Below are 17,190 nucleotides of genomic sequence, written 5' to 3' on the forward strand. Positions count from 1 at the left end.
ACGGCCCCAACCATCTTACCGTATTTTAACAAAAACTTACGTATTTATCCCCCTTCAGCGATCTTGCCGGCAATGATAGCGGAGGTAGCGGCGCAAAAATCTAGACCCGAATAATCCGGATTATAGCCGCCCATATACGGTACAGCCATCATGAAAAGACGTTGACTGGCGTTGCCGCTGTGGTCTACCAGCCGGAAGCTGTCGTCTATCTTTACCCCGGGTACCTGCAAAAAAATGGTGCCATCCGGAGCCACAAACATATGGTCGTTGCCTGCCAGCATTTGTTCTTTGGCCCGTTCCACTGAACGAAATCGCAGGTAAGCTGGACTGACATTACCATTGTCGACTAAACTCCTGAAAGGAAATTCTTCAAAGTCCAAGGGTCGCTGTCCTACACAATCCACAAATGTCTTATAATGGGTTTTTACTTCTATCCCAGATTCATCGGTATAAAAATAGTTAGCGCCGCGGTCGCTCGCAGGTTCAACACGACTGTCCGTACCCACATTGACCACTTCCAGCCGGCCAGCATCGTGCAGTGCGAGGAGCTCACGACTGGAACTCTGCGGCACAAATGCGATAACAATGGAAATCAACGGCATCAGTACTTTTTTTAAACGCAGCATATCTTCGGCAGACATATATTTGGCCGGGTAATTCAGGGTAAAGCTCAAGGCAGAAAGCACTTCTTTCCAATAGATAGACTGGCGCCTTCTGATAGATTTCAGCGCTTGTTCGTGCTCCTGGCGAAATCCCTCGAAGGCATCTTTCTGTTCCCTTAAACTGAGTACTGCTTCTACAAAATCTTCCAGGCTGAGTTTTTCCACAATTGCATAAAAGTCGGGATCCTTTTCCTTAAACTGCGCTTTAAAATTACGATCGAACAAAAAATCCAACGACACGAAACCTTCATTTTCAAGTCTGTTAAGCATAAGTTCCTCTTCGGAGATCAAGAGCTTGTTGGCTAAGAAAGGTTCTTCCTGATGGAATCGGATCGCAGGCAGAAGACCACTGCGCGTATGCATCAATAACTTAAAATTTTCACTTCCCGGGTCGATCTGATACCTTAACTCACCTGTCTCCAGCGCCTCAAAAGACCCATTATGACGTGCTATTGTACGGATAGCATCGATTGCCGTGAGCGAAGCGCCACGTAAGCCTACTGCATGGTCTGTTTTTAAGGCGAGCTTTGACGGCGGATAGGGTGATTCAAAATAATGCTCTACATTGCCCTCATACCTGGTTGGCCATTTATGTCCGGTACAGATGATAACCTTGTCTACGATATAGGTATCGGTGCTGCCGACCATGATTTTAACCTGCGTCTGGTTTTCCAGATCAATGATATCGCTGACCTGGCAGCCGAGATGAATCTGTGTTTCTATCCCCTTTTCATCCGCCATCCGTTTCAATAGCATAAACTGCTCCGATAGGTAGCGGCCAAGGAGCAACCGTGGCACCACCTTGTGGCGATTAAAATCGTCAACATCGATTCCATAGCTTCGAAGCGCGGTTTCCGATAAGGATTGAACATAATCCTCAATCGTGGAGACCAGTGCGGGAATTTCATGATCCGAGACATTAGTTAGATGCTCAGGTGTAGCACCTTCGTAGCTATAAGGCATCCCTGCCCCCAATTGCTTGCGGGACTCGAAAATAGATACTTTGAGACCGGCTATATTCTTTTCGACCAATCTCTTGTACATAAACAGGCCACTGGGTCCACCCCCGATAATGGCTACATGAATGTTTTGTTGCATAGTTTTCGTTGCGCTGCCTAAAGGACAGTATTCGGTTCTAAGAACAAGGGTAAATTGCAGAAAGTTTTAGGCCCATTTATTCCCGGACAATAAAAAACGGGATAAATACGGGCCACGATTTAAATACCTGAATCTCGGATTCTGCAAACGATCATCAGGTACCTGCTGTTTTTCGAATAAACAAAATGATAACAAATAACAATATTATGGAAAACAACATCAACAATCCGGAGATCATCAATGACATTATTAAGATCAACAACGACCGCATCGAGGGTTATAAAAAAGCTATTGATCTGGCGACAAGTCATGGTTTAGATAAACTTATACCAACATTTCAAAAATTTATCGGACAGTCGGAAGAATTTATTGCCGAGTTGACACCTTATGTTGAGCTTGAAGGCAAAGAGGCGACGGATAGCACCATGCTGAGCGGCAAGCTTTTCCGTGCCTGGATGGGGATAAAAGTAAATATTACGGGAGATGACGAAAGAAGTCTGCTCGAAACCTGTGAGCAGGGAGAAGATGCCTTCAAATCAACTTATCAAACAGCTTTGGCTGAAGGATCGGAAGAACTTTCACAAAATGTTCACAGCTTGATCAATACACAACTCAGCAAGCAGCTTGAAGCGCATAATATTATTAAAATGCTGCGCGATAGCAAAACCATCTAAGATTGAAATAGTAATTTTTCTTTTTCACAAAAAATACCGAAGTGCAATCCCTTCGGTATTTTTTTGTGTTTCGACTTCATCATTAACTCATCCTAGCCAGGAATGTAGCACTGCTTTTGCTAATCGCTTCCATTTCTCCCGAACAGAGATTGTTGTCGTAACAATAAGCATGATCAAAAATATCATTTCACTTAAATACATCATCCTAAGATCGCCATGCTTCCATACGGTAACCATAAGCGGAAAAAGGAAATCTGAAAAATCATATGGTATAGCAGCATTGACACCACCGAAAGTTACATATAAGAGTATAAAGACATAAAAAATAATTGCCATACACTGTATGAAAAATCGTTTCACCAGCTGAAAAAATATTAATAGCAGCTGAACCATTAGGATACCCCTCGGAATGTATGTATTGTTAAAATAAGCCCACATCGTAAACAATACACATACAATGAGCCCCATCAAGATCATATTATTAAGAAATTTTGACATCGTCCAATGCTGAATTCGGTAAACGGTTAAAAAAAGTAATATTTTACATGATTTTAAGCCTTTAATACATGGCTTTTTTGGTTAATAATGCGTCTTTTGAGATACAATTTCAAATCAATTATAAAGATAGGTACACGCTGCCATTATTTCATTAAAATATTTTCAGCATTTATGAGACCGGTTTATACGAAAGCACTTTCAAATTTAGGGAACAGGATTTTTGAAATTCGACGAGAAAATTGCGACAAATACCTCTCCGAATATCATTTTCACAGTGAATGCCAGCTTACCTACATCATCAAGGGTAATGGGCAACGCTGCATTGGAGATCATCTGGAAGACTTTGAAAGCGACGAGCTGACATTTACCGGCCCGGGCTTGCCACATGTATGGTATAATGCGCAGGGTGATACCAGCCACGAACCTAGCGCACAGTCTATCACCTTACATTTCGATCCAGAAGCCCTACTGTCTTTTTGCCCCTTATTAGTTGAAACGGCCCCGCTGCATGACTTCCTGGAAAGATCGCGACAGGGGATGTTATTTTATGGACAAACAAAGGATGCACTCAAAAAAATACTACGAAAAATGGTCGGCGCCTCCGATATGCAAAAAACAGCCTATCTATTTGAGTGCTTGGCTACCCTTCTTCACACAGAAGAATATGCTGTACTATCGGATAAGTCTTATAGCAATGGATCACCGCGCAAGGATGGAGAACTTATTTTTAACATCTACAATTATGTTTTTGAAAATTTCAACAATGAAATTTCCTTAGAGGAGGCAGCTAAATTGGCGAACTTGACCAAGCCATCCTTCTGTCGCTTTTTTAAAGCACATACACGAAAAACATTTTCAAAATTCGTCAATGAAGTAAGGATCAATGAAGCTTGCAGGCTGTTGGTTCAGGATGAGAACCCGATCACCAATATTGCCTATGCCTGTGGATTCAACTCCCTGCCCAACTTCAACAAGTTCTTTAAATCGATTAAAGGAATTACGCCTTCCGATTATAAAAGTAAGCTTTTATCAAATAAAGATTAGCGAGCAGTGCCGCCCTTGTAAAAAAGAGCTGTTAACATTGTTCTTTTTTTTAGCCCTTAGGTTCCAATGGGTTAACGGATGTTCCAGCCTGCTCACGCATCTAGTTATTGAAATCCACATCTGATGGTATGTCGAACTTTTTGCGCAGTCTATTTTTACGGACCTGCACCGCCCTGATCGTCACAAAGGTGTATTCCGAAATATTTTTTGTCGAGAAGTTGAGAAAGGCCATGGCACAAAACTCTAATTCTGTACTTCGCAAATTAGCGTCAAATGATTTAAGCGCCTGGATAAACTGTGGATACAATTCGGTAAATAAAATCAAAAATTCAGGGTTGTTGCTTTTGGCCAGGTCTATGAGTGTATTGAATTTATTTTCCCCGATCTGTTCGGTCAGTTCCCTATTGATTGTTTCGGTTTCCTGCAATGCCTCTACTTTCTGTACCAATATCTTCCTGTTGTGCTTCGACCGCCAAACAAAAAACGAAACAGCAACAAGCAGCAACAATAGGGCGTTAAGTGCAATTGTTCCTGCCCTTGACACTTTGGTATTCGATTCCTCATCTTTGAGTTTCAAAATCTGGTTGAGCACCTGATCAACGACCTGTCTATTTTCGCTCTCAAGCGAATCAGTGAGCCGGCTAAAAGCCATTTCATATTGATCGGCTTTAGCTTTATCTAAGTTGGTTGAGCGGTAAAAATCGGCTAGCTCGCGGTAAGAATTTTGCATGCCTATTCTGCTACCAGCTGCCCGCTTTCTTGCTAACCCCTCCTCATAGAACACCGCAGCCTTTTTTAAGTTTCCTCGCTTTTCCTCTAAAATAGCTAAAGCATCATACGTATTCAGCACAACAGGAATGTTATATTTCTTTATTAGTTCAAGTGATTTGTCGAGATATAGTTGCGCTTTGGGCAAATCGCCTTTTTCAGCAAACAATTTTCCGAGGTTTTCATAAACAATCTGATAACGCATAGCGGCATCCTTTTCAGCAAATACCTTTAGGTTATCCAACTGTAGCTCGGTATATTTTTGCATCGAATCCAGTTGCCCCAGACGTTGGAAAACAGTACTTAAGTTTTCATAGTTAAACTGACGGGATTTTACCTGCTTTTCACCAGTCAGCTTTTTAATAAGCTCTTGTTGCAAGTGAAATTCCCGAAGAGCCTGCTGATTTAGCAGGAGACCACCATAAGCCCGTCCCCGTAAGCGACGGACTTCAGATTGCAGGAAAATTTCATTCTTATAATAATCCGTGGTTTCAATACGGTCTAGTTGTTTTAGCCCTTCCTTAAATAAACCTGCTGTCACAAGTCCTTCCGCTACATAAGAGCCGGATTTTGCTTTTCCTTCGTCGTAGTCAGCGGCATTGGCGATATTAAGTGCTTTTATTGCCGTTTCGATATAGGTTACCAAATTCCCTTTCTGTGCAAATTCCATCGATTTTGCTAAAAGTGAATCAACTTCTTGCTTAACGCGATCAGCTGCAATTGCCTGAAACGTGAGTAAACATAAAATGAAAAATAAAAATTGCTTCTTCATGGTAACAATAGGTCATTTTCAGGCATCTCTCCCTTGCCTCTCTTGCTAGATTTTTTTGTATCTTCGAATAGCGTGTGCAAATCTAGCTATTTCGAGAAATTAAACCAACATTAAATTGGTACAAAATAAATTCAAATTCCAATACTGTCACCTTCATATTCTTAAAAGAAAGATAGTTAAGAGTACGGCACGATCACGATACGCATCATATTTGATTAATATGGCGCATTAATAGCAAGCGCATCGGCTAGAGAAATGCGATAAAGATCGTATTGAATTACAATAATTTATTGAAAGCAAAGATAAACAATCGTTAAACACGCCGATTAAACTCAGCTATCACAAAAGTATCACACATAGAATAAATATCCGAACCTAGAAATTACGACTGGATCCCCTCGAATTGCGATAAATGGAAATAAAAATATATGGTTTGCAATTCATTTTAGATCGTTTCAACAGAATGCTCTTGTTTATTAAAAGGGTTTCGGTGAATCTGATCGCGCATCCAATTGTTAAAATCTATATCGGAGGCAATGTTAAGTTTTTTGCGCAATCTATTTTTGCGTATCTGGACAGCCCGCACCGTTACAAAGGTATATTGAGCAATGTTTTTGGTCGAAAAATTCAGAAAGGTCATGGCACAGAATTCCAGTTCGCTGCTGCGGATTTTTGGATTTATTGTTTTTAATGAGGCGATAAACTCGGGATAGATTTCATTGAATAAAGCCAAAAACTCGGCATCATTATTTTTCGCTAGAGCAATTAGATCAGTAAATTTATTCCTTTCCATTGTACGTTTTATTTCTGTAAGTTTTATCCTTGTTTATTCTTGAGATCCTTACCATGAACTCCATAACTTCCAAAAAACAGACTTTTATTTTTCCCTTTAAGGAGAGTAGAGCTATTAAACTCGACGGGGCTCCATCTTCCCCATCGAGTAAATCCAAATATATTATCACGAACCTTCACGCAAATTGGTCCGGGCGATAATTCATTATTGTAATCATCAGGGAACTTTTAACAGCGCATTTTCAGCTATACATTTATCCGCCAATCTCCTTTTCGAAATACCCTCCCTGATTATCTTCACAAATATTTAGATTAAAAGAAAGAAACAAAAAAAACAGCCTTTCACATTGCTATCACACTTAATAAATAACTGATAAACAAAAAGTTAAAACCAATACATCTATATAACCAGTTAACTTCCCGTTCAATCCAGTACGCGCCCAACCGCCGAATTTTCCACCGATGTAAGCCGAGTGTTGGTTTCTCGCTTCATTGGATAAAGTTCCCTTCCAAAAAAAACTCGGCTGAGATCTTTTAAATCCCTGCCGAGTAGTATGTCAAAATAGTTGTTCTGAATCTTTATGCCGAAAATTGCAATTCAACAGCTATTTATCTCAACCTAAAATCTGTCATCTTAGACAGCCCTACCTTACCAATTAATGGTTCGATTATCGTCACCCGCATTGTCCCATGACTCTTGCGGATCGGTACTATGGATCGTATCAGGAGCTGCCGACCCCGCTGCGATACCTTGCTCCAACTCTACTGTCGTTGATTCAACACGTGGACTTATATAAACCTTCTTTTCTGAATTTTTCATGATTTGATCTTTTATTATCGGTACTCCAAAGAATAAATTAAATTTTTAGATTAAGGACAGGCAACTTTTTTTCTGCCGCTACCTGCACCAAGCATAGTTGTTTTACCTTGCACTATCTGAGTAATTTTCACCGTATTTGAAGTCGAACTCCAAGGCACAATATTAAATGTACCAGCTGTTAAAACCAATGGATACAATTCGCCACCATTACTTTTACTACCATACATCCTTACCTGACCATCACGAGCAATGACAACACGAATAATTGGATGAGTTGCTGTACCAACCATGTTATAAATCTGAGGAATATTAGCCCCACCTTCGGCGTTCGCTCCATTATAAATACTTCCGTCCGCAAATTGTACATTTCGGGGTGCAATGGCGATGCCTGCTTCAAACTGAATCTCTTGAGTCGCTAATTTGACTCCATTTACTTCCATATTGAACGAATTATCCAATTGCTGAATATCGAATACAAAACCATAATCTGCCCCTGGTGCCGTCAATGTTCGGGTAACCACTCCCCCATTAGGTACAACGACTCCATCTACGTTCGCACCGTTGTTACCATTATTATTGGCAGCGGGGTAATCCCAATTCAAATTAGCACCACCAGTTACTTCCTGCGTACAGGTTTTGAAGTTCAGGTTCAGGTTATAACGTTGTCCTGGAACAATATTTAAGCCTGCTACCGATACATTATTCTTCGTTTCACCATCGATTGTGATGGATCCGAAATTAAAGACACCATTTGTTGCACTAGGATGGATCAATACTGTCGGCGTACTAGACACAGTACGTAATCCAGCAGCACCCAATGTCGGAAATACAACATTGGCTGTAGCTGTTGATCCATTGTAGGTAATTGTACCATCCGCCAATTTTAAATTGGCACTTGGATGCGTCGGATCAATAGTTGTTGATGTCAGGTTTGTAATGGCACCCGTCATTTCTGTCGCCATGCTCAGTTTGGTCGTTACTTCACTGTATTGATGCTTTAAGACGACATCGAGATTATTATCGCCAGCTTGAACAGTAAGATCCTTCTTAAAGTACATCAGGTCAGCACTGATATTATCCAGACTGGCTGTTGCCAAATCTGTTTGTGCCGTGACCGCAGGTACCGTAGCGGTACTGTTCACCGAATAGGCTACGAAAGTGTAGGCTTGTCCGGCATCCAGCGTGATGTCGCTCGTGTTGTTTACTGTGTTTGTATAGGTCTTTTCAGTCACATAATCACCGCTGCTATTGTAGACAACGATTTTGTATTTGACATTATCGCCAAGTGGAGTACGCTCCTCGGTTACCGCAGCGCGATTTCCGGACGAGGCCCGCAATAGGTTGCCACTTGTTGCGGACGACTCGTTCGTCAACGTTGCTTCAAAAGAACTTGTCTTCGTAAGCGGTACTACAATGGTCTGATTGGATGCTGTCGAGCTACTTCCGTTGCTCGCTTTCTTTGTTGTAACGACAGGATTTTCTACCCCGAGTAAATGAATGCTTACATTCGCTTTGCCACTCTGGGCTACACTGTCTTTACTTTCCTTACATGCGTATAAAGAACCGCAGATAAGTGCCGAAAAGGCTAACGTTTTCCAACCGCTTGTTGTTCGAAATTGTGAAATCATTTTGGAAATGGTTAATTAAATATTAATGTATTTTTTATGATTTTAGAATGAAATACTTCGATTCGATTACATGTCAACAACACCAGGTTCTTCCATGCTTCAAAACGTTGCCACAAAGATTAACATTCGAGCAAAAAAATAAAGAAAAAGCACCTATCACATCGCTATCACACTTTGCTTAACAAACCATAACAAACTAATTATCAATAATATAAATAAAAACAAAACAGATTAACTTAAGGTTATATTCAATACAAAAGAAAAGTTATATTATTAATAAAGGGATAAATATTATCCCTTTATTAATAATATAACTTTTCTTTTCTGGAAGTGTAAGATCAATTGGATATAAAAACAAAAAGGCCATTCCTTTTGGAATGACCTTTTTGTTTTTATTCAATTTATCGTCTTTTGAAGTTTTTCGTTTAGGTTGGTTCGGTTTAGCTATTGGTCGCTACCTATTGTCTGCCTTCAATATAAAATTGATAATGGGACTTGGATCCACCAGGCAATGCGGGTGGTGCCCGACGTCGGGTTTATGGATGATCTCAATACGACCACCTGCGCGACGGATCTCCTCCGCAAATGGCAAGGTATTTTCAGCGATAGGCACGACATCGTCCTTATCGCCGACAACATGGAGCAATGGTATTTTGAAACCTGCAATGATTTTGGCTTTATCAATGGGTGCATCCGCAAATGCCCAAGCCTGTGTTTCGGTCAATCCGTAGTCTTTCTTAAAAGTCTCCCAATCCGGTTTACTTCCTTTTCCTGTAGTTTTGCCACCGGGCCAGCTTTTAAAATCCAATACAGGCGCATCGGCATAGATCGCATTTACCCGATCAGGATAACGTAGGCACCAATTGTAGATATAGACACCACCCCTGCTCATTCCCTCCATAGCCGATTTTTTACTGAGCCCACCTTCCTGTAACTTTCGGTAAAATCCATCCCAGATTGTTAGCGCTTCCTCATTGCCAAAAAGCTCGGCGACATCACAGTATACCACATGGTAGCCGTGCTCGAGCAGACCAATATCGACCTGCGGTTCGTGCCCCCAAAAGCGGGCGCGCCATACCCAGGGATGCCCTACCGCCGTCACTTTTGGCCGAATGATCTTCGCCTCGCGTCCTTGAAACAAAAAACTATAGCCCTCGAATCCGTGGAAATCTAAGTTTGAGGCACCTAATTTCATATTTTCGGCCAGATTAAAATCGTCCACTCCATTTTCCCCTGAAGTGATCCGATCTGAACTCGATTTGCGCTGTCCGATACTTGGCCCAGCAATAGTCAATAATAAAACAAATAAGCCGTAATGTAGGGTACGGTTTAAGTAGCAAATTTTATATTTCACTGCTTTTTTCATGCTTGTTTTAGGTTCCTAAAAAGTTCAATACCATTGATTTCCTAAATTTATAAAAATAAAAGAATCTTCCATTCCCTTATTTATTCAGCGCCTTTTCTATCCAGGATTTGGCAGCCTCAGCCTTGTTCTCGGGGGAGACAGCACGATCGGATAAGTTTCCTGCTTTATCAAAAACCAGATAGCTCGGAATAGCATAGTCAAACTGCTTGATAATTGCTTCAAATTGTTTTTTATAGAGGTAATAATGATCGCCTTCCAACAGATTTGTAAACTCCTGGAATTTTTTGCGATCGGAGCTTTCATCCGTCACATACACAAATACCACATCATCGCGATCGCTATACTGTTTCTTTACCTTTTCCATTTCAGGAAAAGATGCAATGCAGGGACCACACCAGGTCGCCCACAAATCGACCAGTACCACTTTTCCCCGATAGGGTTTGATCAACTCTTCAATAACCTCCTCTTTGTCGACTGCGAAAGGAAACATCGTGACCTTTGAATTGGATTGCTGTTTTAGGAGCACATTTTGTTCATCCTGATAAAGAAGATATTCGCCCAGGTCTTTAATTGTAAAACTATTCGTTATATCGTATTTATCTTGTGGACTTAACAGATAACCCTTGTTCATCTTTTGAACAAAGGCACTTGCTGTTGTCATCTCATAAAACAGGTTGCCCTGCCCTTTAAATATCGGATCAAAACGCTGCTGCAACTGTTTTCTGAAGGCTCTAGGCCCAACCGCTGTAATATCTGGAAGATGTAATAGCGTATCTTGTAGGATAGCAGCCTGAACACTCGAATACACAGAATAATAGAGACTCATCGTATCCTGGTACCTGGGGTTAAGGATATCGCTGTAAAACGAGATATCCCGTGTTGGTACCATTGGAAACTTGGTAGAGTCCAGTCCAGCCTTTTTATTGTGCTCATACACAATAGCTGCATAATTTAAAAGAAAGCTTGGTACCTGAAAACCTTCAACGAGTCGGGTATAGTATTCCCTGAGGAATCCCGAAGTTGTATCTGCGATCAGATTCTTTGTCATCTCTTCCGTCTGGCCCAAAAGATATCTTTTAAAATCATTGGCTGATTTAAATGGTGTTTTTATATTTTTTTTATCGCTTGGATAAGTAAACAAGCCCATCAGCAATTTTTCCTGCTTTGCCGAATTGTCAAAAATCTTCTTAAACGGCCCCTGATAATGCAAACCGCCGTTTTCACCATTCTGAATATCAACGGTTAACGTACCTACCTGTTTTGGTACTAGTATAAAAGCTAGGTATTGCCCATTTAGCCGCATATAGACCGCAGAAGGTCCAAAGGAATAGGCTGATGCCATTAATGTAGAATCATTTACTTGTTTAAAGGGCAATGGTTTATCCTGTTGGAAGGAATTGCTCATGAACGGAATAGGCAGATCGAGATCTTTCACATTCTTATCGCCTCTAACCTTAACGACCAAGGTTACAAAACCACTTGAAAGCGAAGGGCTTTGTGCAAAAGTACAACTCAGTAAAAGGATGCACAAGAAAAAGGCACAGCTCATTTTTTTTAGCATAGCTCAGAATTTATATAGTGTACAGGGTTATTTACCCTCTAATTTAATTAATATTTTAAATTAAAAGCAATCCACCCCAGCTTTATTTTAAACAATTTTACCCCAATCCCGCTCTTAAAATCTGATGTCCAAAATAACAATATGGGTACTCTTAATTCGCTATCCCCTCAAAACAGAAAAGGCCAGATCTTCCCGACCCGGCCCTTAAAAAAATTGTATTATTGCCGCTATGCCTGTTGCCGTAAGGTTTTGATCACTGCCGCAAACTCTTCCTGTCCATAACCTGCAAGCTCGGCCCTTTTCAGCCAGTTTGCTGCAAACTGTGGGAACTCCGTATTGATACCGCTTAAATTTGCTGTCGCCAGAATCCGCTCGGTCGCTTCCACTGAAATGGACAGTGGACTCTGCGAGATGCTAAAATCACCGCTAGCGATCACCTTCCCTTCATGTTTGAGAAATTCGCCCATTCCCGGAGCGATCTCCGCAATGATATTACCGTATTCCTTTACATCAAAATTCTCCGATTCGGCAATAAGTGCGCCGTGCAGAAAACCCGCCGCCGCACCATAGATGTACGAGAGCGTAGCGGTGTCCATGGCCGCTGCAGCCCCGATATGCTCGCCAAGGTATTTGAGATTGCCACCCAAAATCGTCAATCGATGCAACAGTTCCTGATATTTATCGGTATTGCCCGCGAACAAGATGGTGGTATCGGGCTGCGCCATCTGTTCGGGAGCCACCTGTATGGCCCAATCGATATAGGCAGCATTGTTTTCCCGGAACCACGTTTCACTCAAACGCGCTTCCTGCGCTGCGCCCGTGGTCCACTGCACAATGGTTTTGCCCGATAGTACCGCATCATTATCGACCGACGAATTTACCCCGGGCTTCCACTTAAGGTCGAATACAACCTGACCGAATTGGGCAACAGCCTATTGCCTGTCATCGCCGTTATCGACCAATGGGGCATTGAGAACAATCATCTGATCGAAAATTTAGGCGAAGTAACTGTTGGCTGATACCTCAAACAAACGCCATACTATTCGATCAGGTTTCTATATAAATTATTCGTAAACTTTATTTAGAAGGCCTCTCCGATGATAAGTATTATTTAGATTATTCTATTTTATGTACGTGGCATTTTATGGACGTCCAAAATTAACTCATTCGGTTTTACCCATCGTAAAACAGTATATATTTCCTGCAAAATCGGCCACATAAACCTTATTTCCCTGAATTGTAACTTCGGCCAATATCGGCGTGCCCAGGTTTATTTTTTGGACGAGCGTTCCTTCCAAATTCAATACATATAGATAACCATCCGATCCACCAAAAAACAGTTTTCCGGCCGCATAGCGAATACCAGATTCAACAGTACCCACTTTTTTGTGTAGATCCGGTGTTGAGTAGGCAGAAGTATAGATCAGTGCTTCACCCGTCTGGAAATTCCATTTTTCCGTTAAGCTGCTGCGATCAAAAGCCTTTACGCCGTTGGTCGCAGTAGGCATAATCAGCAACTGCTCGGCCAGCAGTGGCGAAGCCATCACTTTAAAATCGTCTTCACTCTGCGTCTTCTTGATTACTGTTCCTGTCTTCTGATCTAACTGAAAAACATTGTTCAGTCCAGCGACATAAAAAGAACTGCTATCGGCACTGGCTCCACCCGTTCTAAAACGCAAACCATCTTCATTTCTTTTCCATATTAGTTTTCCGCTTCTGCGATCATGTACAAATAAGCTATTCCAGTTTGCGCCAGTAATTAAATAATCGTTTGTACTGAGCAGCTCTCCGGGCATGCCCTCACCTCCATTCCAATCCCGGTTTTGCCAGATGATCGTACCGTCATCAGCTTTTAATGCCGACAGATAATTTCCTGCACCGGTATAATAAATGCCATCATCAACAACGCCAGCACTTACATATCCCGGGAGCCTTCCGCCACTCAAATCTTTTTTCCAGACAAGTTTACCGTCCTTTTCGCTAATCGCATAGACTGTGCCACCCATGTCTGTCGCCAGTATCAAGCCATTGCTATAGGCCAACTTCTGCTTAACGGAGTTCTGGGTATGGAAAGTCCAGATGGTTTCACCGGATTGGTCTTTTAAGGCCTGAATTTTACTTTTACCACCAATGGCATCATCGATACTGGCCACATATACCCGCTGTCCCTGTACCAGAGGTGAGCTCTTCCATACATTAGACCCCAAGTTTTTTGACCAGGTCAACTGGAGCAAATTTGGTGAAGCAGGTTCGTTATTCCATCCAAATTTCTTCAAGGCTTGCGTGCCATCCCCATAATTCACTTCCAGCAGGATCGTCTGCTTTTGATTCATCGACGCAGTGCCCATAAGCGTTCCACGCCAGTTCCAGTCACTCGCTTTATTCAACTTGGCCGTTTTTAGGACACAGCCCTGTTCATTTAATAACTTGGCATATACAGAAAGAACAGATTTTTCGGTATGGTATACGCTGGCGCCAATCTCCAGCTTTTGTCCGTTTGAAATCTGCATCAGCCTGCTCTGCGGATAAATCAAAGCGATATGGTCCGACAGATAGGGATATTTGGGGGTGATGTTCCTTACCCCATTTTTATCCATATCAATAACCATAAATTGCGCAACAGAATTGTCTATTCCACCTTTGTTGGGTGCATTTGTCGATATCACCGCTACCCCATCCCTACTGCCAAAACTATAATTGTTGTGCCAATGCCCATACAGGAAAGCTTTCAGGTTATGCTGCTTTAAATCGATAGAATCTGTTTTTCCTTTCATCACGAAATCCTTTCCTACAATCAGGTCATGGTTGATAAAAACCAGCGGTTTATCTTTCGCTTTCAGTGCCAGATCCTTTTTAAGCCAGACGATGACCTGATCCTGATTATAACTCGGTGCATAGTCGCCTCCAGGCATCGGGGTTACGACAAAGTATGCCGGTCCGGCCTCAAAGGAATAATAAACTGGCCCAAACAGATCTTCAAATAACTTCTCGCCATACTCCCCTTTGACCAGGTCGTGGTTACCTACCGTGTAGTAAGTAGGAACGCCCATGAGTGCTGTATTGACCTGTCGGGCATGGAACTGCATACCCGGTTCGTAGCAGATATCGCCTGTATGCAAAATGAGTGCGGCCTCTTGTTGCTGAGAAAACTTACGGATGTTGTCTATCCATTCGCCATACAAAGGTGTTTCGGTATCCGTAATCTGGATAAATCGAAGCTTATCCCCTGTCTGCTTTTCATCTGGAGTTAAACCAAAGTCATAACGTTCTAATTTAGGGTCAATCTTGATGTAATGCGTACCGCTCGCTTTATATCCAGCGGGGATACGTACAAAAAGAAATTTTGCCTTTTCATTCTTGTTCAGGCTAAAGCTACCATCGGCAGCTGTTGGGAAAACTTCATACCCATCCGATATGACAATGCCCTGCATTCCTTTTTCATTGCCATCCATCTTTTTGTTCTTATTGCCGTCCAAAAAGACATGCCCCTGATATTGTGCATACATCGCGTTACTGCATAGCAGTAAGAGCAGAAGTAGCATTTTTTGTACTGGTCGTCTCATGTTAAAAAATTAGCTATTCAAAACTTATTCGCACTATATAAGGAAAGATAGGCTCCTTCCCACCAATCGGAAGGTACCTATCTTTACCTAAACGCTCTAAAAAATAATACATTCAACTACCAGAAATTTGTCTGTACCAATTTGCTGCCATCCAGCACCATTTGGCTATTGGCTACCGGATAATAGTAATATTTGGGTTTTTCAAATGTTTTCTTTTTATCCCGTGCTACCGTAAACATAATATGTCCACTGTTGCCATTTTCAAGATAGATAGACGTATTATTGCCATTGGCATCCTTTAAATAGTAAAGGGAAATACTCTTTTTTTCATCTTCCGTCAGATCTTTGATCGGACCGGTATCTTTTGCAGATTCGAGTATCGCAATATCCACTTTTCCGTCGCCGGTTACGTCCATTGCTCCCAAACCCTTTACATACATACCCTGTTGCTGATCGGCCAGTCTTTCGCCCACTTCCCAGCGAAAGACATCTCTGTAGCGTTGGCCTTCACAAGCCAATTCAATACGTCTTTCTCTACGGATTTCCAGAATAAGCCCGACATTCCCGCCTTTCACATTTGAGTAATAAGCTTGTAATATGGGATCTACATTGGCATTTGCTTCCTCCAGCTGCATGGCCGGCATACCCACACGTGCACGCAGCAGGTTGACAGATTTGTCAAGATCAGCCTGGCTCGTGAGTATACCCAGTTCGGCCTTCGCTTCTGCAAAGATTAAAAGAATTTCAGCGTACCGAAACACAAAAGCATCTGTATAAGCAGCTTCCCAGCTAATCATATCAGCTATTTCAGGGTAAAACTTGATCTGATTATAGCCCCCTAGGGTTGGCTTGAGACGCTGTGGTGTTGATGCATTGACAGCCTGGAAACCCGGTTTCATAAATGTTTGCTCAAAACGCGGATCACGGTTAACGAATACCTGATCAATATTCTTCGTTTTATAGTCGGCCTGTTGCGTAAAACGTTTGCCGTCTTTCATCAGATAACTCTCCATCAGCGTTTGGCTCAATGCCCATTCGTAGTCCAATACGGTATGTGCATTACGTCTTCTTCCCAGATCCTTATCATAATCGATAAATAAGATGGTTTCGGGATTTGCCTGTAGATTTAGGCTGATAAATAGATCCCGATAAGCCCGGTTGACACCCCCTGCATTGCTGATCGAAAATTTAGCCGATTTCATAATCTCTTCTGCCGCGGAAACAGCCCGCTGCAGAAAGGTATTGGCCGATCCACTCAGATTCAAATAGCTGTGGTATTTGCGGAAAGTCCCTTCCTGTAAGGCAAACTGTGCCAATTGTGCCAAGGCTCCCCACTTGGTGACTGTAGATTTGTGCCCGTCCGGTTTAATATTGGCAGCCGCAAATTCCAGATCCGCCATGATCGAATCTACGACAAGAGACCGGCTATCCTGCTTCTTGTTCAAGAGTTCAAGATCTGAGGTTCCCATGGTCTTACCATACCAGGGCACATCACTATACTGATTGACCTTATCGATGTAAAAACGTGCACGAAAGAACCTTGCGATACCGATATAATGGTTTACATCGGTGGCGCTAGCTCCCTTTACACGACCTGCATTTTCCAGGAAGAAATTGATATTTCGCAGGGCAGACCAGCTCCATACCGCCGCATTCTGAGCACTTACCCCACCGCGCATGATTTCATCAATGGTACTTCCAGAATTGTGATGCGCCAGGTTATCTGTCCCAAGGTCCGCTATCGGCGAACTCAAACTGCCATAAAAACCATCGGTATATGTTTTCAGATCGTTTACATTGCTAAAAAACACCTCCGGAGTAACCGATGTGGTGGGATACCGATCCATAAAATCATCGTTACAGCTCATGATGAGGAACAAAACCCCCAGCAGCGCTCCAATCTTGATTAGTTGTCTTTTTATATTTTGCATGATAATAGTCATT

At 42.1% G+C, this 17,190-nt stretch carries 14 protein-coding genes; 3 read left to right on the plus strand and 11 right to left on the minus strand.

Annotated features, from left to right (window positions below):
• Nucleotides 1–44: 44 nt before the first annotated feature.
• A complete protein-coding gene (locus ACLCDV_RS18660) occupies nt 45–1,760 on the minus strand; it encodes an FAD/NAD(P)-binding protein (protein WP_411971926.1) in 1,716 nt (571 codons plus the stop codon).
• A 206-nt stretch (nt 1,761–1,966) separates the two neighbouring features.
• Between ACLCDV_RS18660 and ACLCDV_RS18665 the strand changes: the two genes are divergently transcribed.
• Nucleotides 1,967–2,434, plus strand: coding sequence for a PA2169 family four-helix-bundle protein (locus tag ACLCDV_RS18665; RefSeq protein WP_183043821.1), 468 nt, complete (start codon nt 1,967–1,969; stop codon nt 2,432–2,434).
• 87 nt (nt 2,435–2,521) lie between these two features.
• Here the strand turns inward: ACLCDV_RS18665 and ACLCDV_RS18670 are convergent, their stop codons facing one another.
• Complete coding sequence (locus ACLCDV_RS18670) at nt 2,522–2,932, minus strand: hypothetical protein (RefSeq protein WP_411971927.1); 411 nt, start codon at nt 2,930–2,932, stop codon at nt 2,522–2,524.
• A 171-nt stretch (nt 2,933–3,103) separates the two neighbouring features.
• On the opposite strand from ACLCDV_RS18670, the gene ACLCDV_RS18675 reads away from it, so the two are divergent.
• Complete coding sequence (locus ACLCDV_RS18675; protein ID WP_343570359.1) at nt 3,104–3,976, plus strand: AraC family transcriptional regulator; 873 nt, start codon at nt 3,104–3,106, stop codon at nt 3,974–3,976.
• A 100-nt stretch (nt 3,977–4,076) separates the two neighbouring features.
• Here ACLCDV_RS18675 and ACLCDV_RS18680 read toward each other — a convergent pair whose 3' ends face one another.
• The 7 genes from ACLCDV_RS18680 to ACLCDV_RS18710 form a co-directional block, all read right to left on the minus strand.
• A complete protein-coding gene (locus ACLCDV_RS18680) occupies nt 4,077–5,516 on the minus strand; it encodes a tetratricopeptide repeat protein (protein ID WP_411971928.1) in 1,440 nt (479 codons plus the stop codon).
• A gap of 445 nt (nt 5,517–5,961) precedes the next feature.
• A complete protein-coding gene (locus ACLCDV_RS18685) occupies nt 5,962–6,309 on the minus strand; it encodes a hypothetical protein (protein WP_317664979.1) in 348 nt (115 codons plus the stop codon).
• A gap of 648 nt (nt 6,310–6,957) precedes the next feature.
• Nucleotides 6,958–7,128, minus strand: coding sequence for a hypothetical protein (locus ACLCDV_RS18690; protein WP_411971929.1), 171 nt, complete (start codon nt 7,126–7,128; stop codon nt 6,958–6,960).
• A gap of 50 nt (nt 7,129–7,178) precedes the next feature.
• Nucleotides 7,179–8,756, minus strand: a complete 1,578-nt coding sequence (locus tag ACLCDV_RS18695; RefSeq protein WP_411971930.1) for a hypothetical protein — start codon at nt 8,754–8,756, stop codon at nt 7,179–7,181.
• Nucleotides 8,757–9,210: 454 nt separating this feature from the next.
• Nucleotides 9,211–10,122 carry an alpha/beta hydrolase family protein gene (locus ACLCDV_RS18700; RefSeq protein WP_333574562.1) on the minus strand — a complete coding sequence of 304 codons (912 nt, stop codon included), beginning with the start codon at nt 10,120–10,122 and terminating at the stop codon, nt 9,211–9,213.
• A gap of 76 nt (nt 10,123–10,198) precedes the next feature.
• The gene (locus tag ACLCDV_RS18705) at nt 10,199–11,683 is read right to left on the minus strand and encodes a TlpA family protein disulfide reductase (RefSeq protein ID WP_411971931.1); all 1,485 of its coding nucleotides are present in this window, start codon (nt 11,681–11,683) and stop codon (nt 10,199–10,201) included.
• Between the two features lie 227 nt (nt 11,684–11,910).
• A complete protein-coding gene (locus ACLCDV_RS18710; protein WP_411971932.1) occupies nt 11,911–12,516 on the minus strand; it encodes a hypothetical protein in 606 nt (201 codons plus the stop codon).
• A 30-nt stretch (nt 12,517–12,546) separates the two neighbouring features.
• Here ACLCDV_RS18710 and ACLCDV_RS18715 point away from each other — a divergent pair, with 30 nt between their 5' ends.
• On the plus strand, nt 12,547–12,702 hold the full coding sequence (locus ACLCDV_RS18715) for a winged helix-turn-helix transcriptional regulator (protein WP_411973953.1): 156 nt from the start codon (nt 12,547–12,549) through the stop codon (nt 12,700–12,702).
• Between the two features lie 144 nt (nt 12,703–12,846).
• Here the strand turns inward: ACLCDV_RS18715 and ACLCDV_RS18720 are convergent, their stop codons facing one another.
• Both ACLCDV_RS18720 and ACLCDV_RS18725 read right to left on the minus strand, forming a co-directional pair.
• On the minus strand, nt 12,847–15,246 hold the full coding sequence (locus tag ACLCDV_RS18720; RefSeq protein ID WP_411971933.1) for a PQQ-binding-like beta-propeller repeat protein: 2,400 nt from the start codon (nt 15,244–15,246) through the stop codon (nt 12,847–12,849).
• A 116-nt stretch (nt 15,247–15,362) separates the two neighbouring features.
• A complete protein-coding gene (locus ACLCDV_RS18725; protein WP_317664964.1) occupies nt 15,363–17,177 on the minus strand; it encodes a RagB/SusD family nutrient uptake outer membrane protein in 1,815 nt (604 codons plus the stop codon).
• Nucleotides 17,178–17,190 lie beyond the last annotated feature (13 nt).

It is taken from the genome of Sphingobacterium sp. Lzh-3 (assembly GCF_046764375.1).
Lineage (GTDB): Bacteria > Bacteroidota > Bacteroidia > Sphingobacteriales > Sphingobacteriaceae > Sphingobacterium.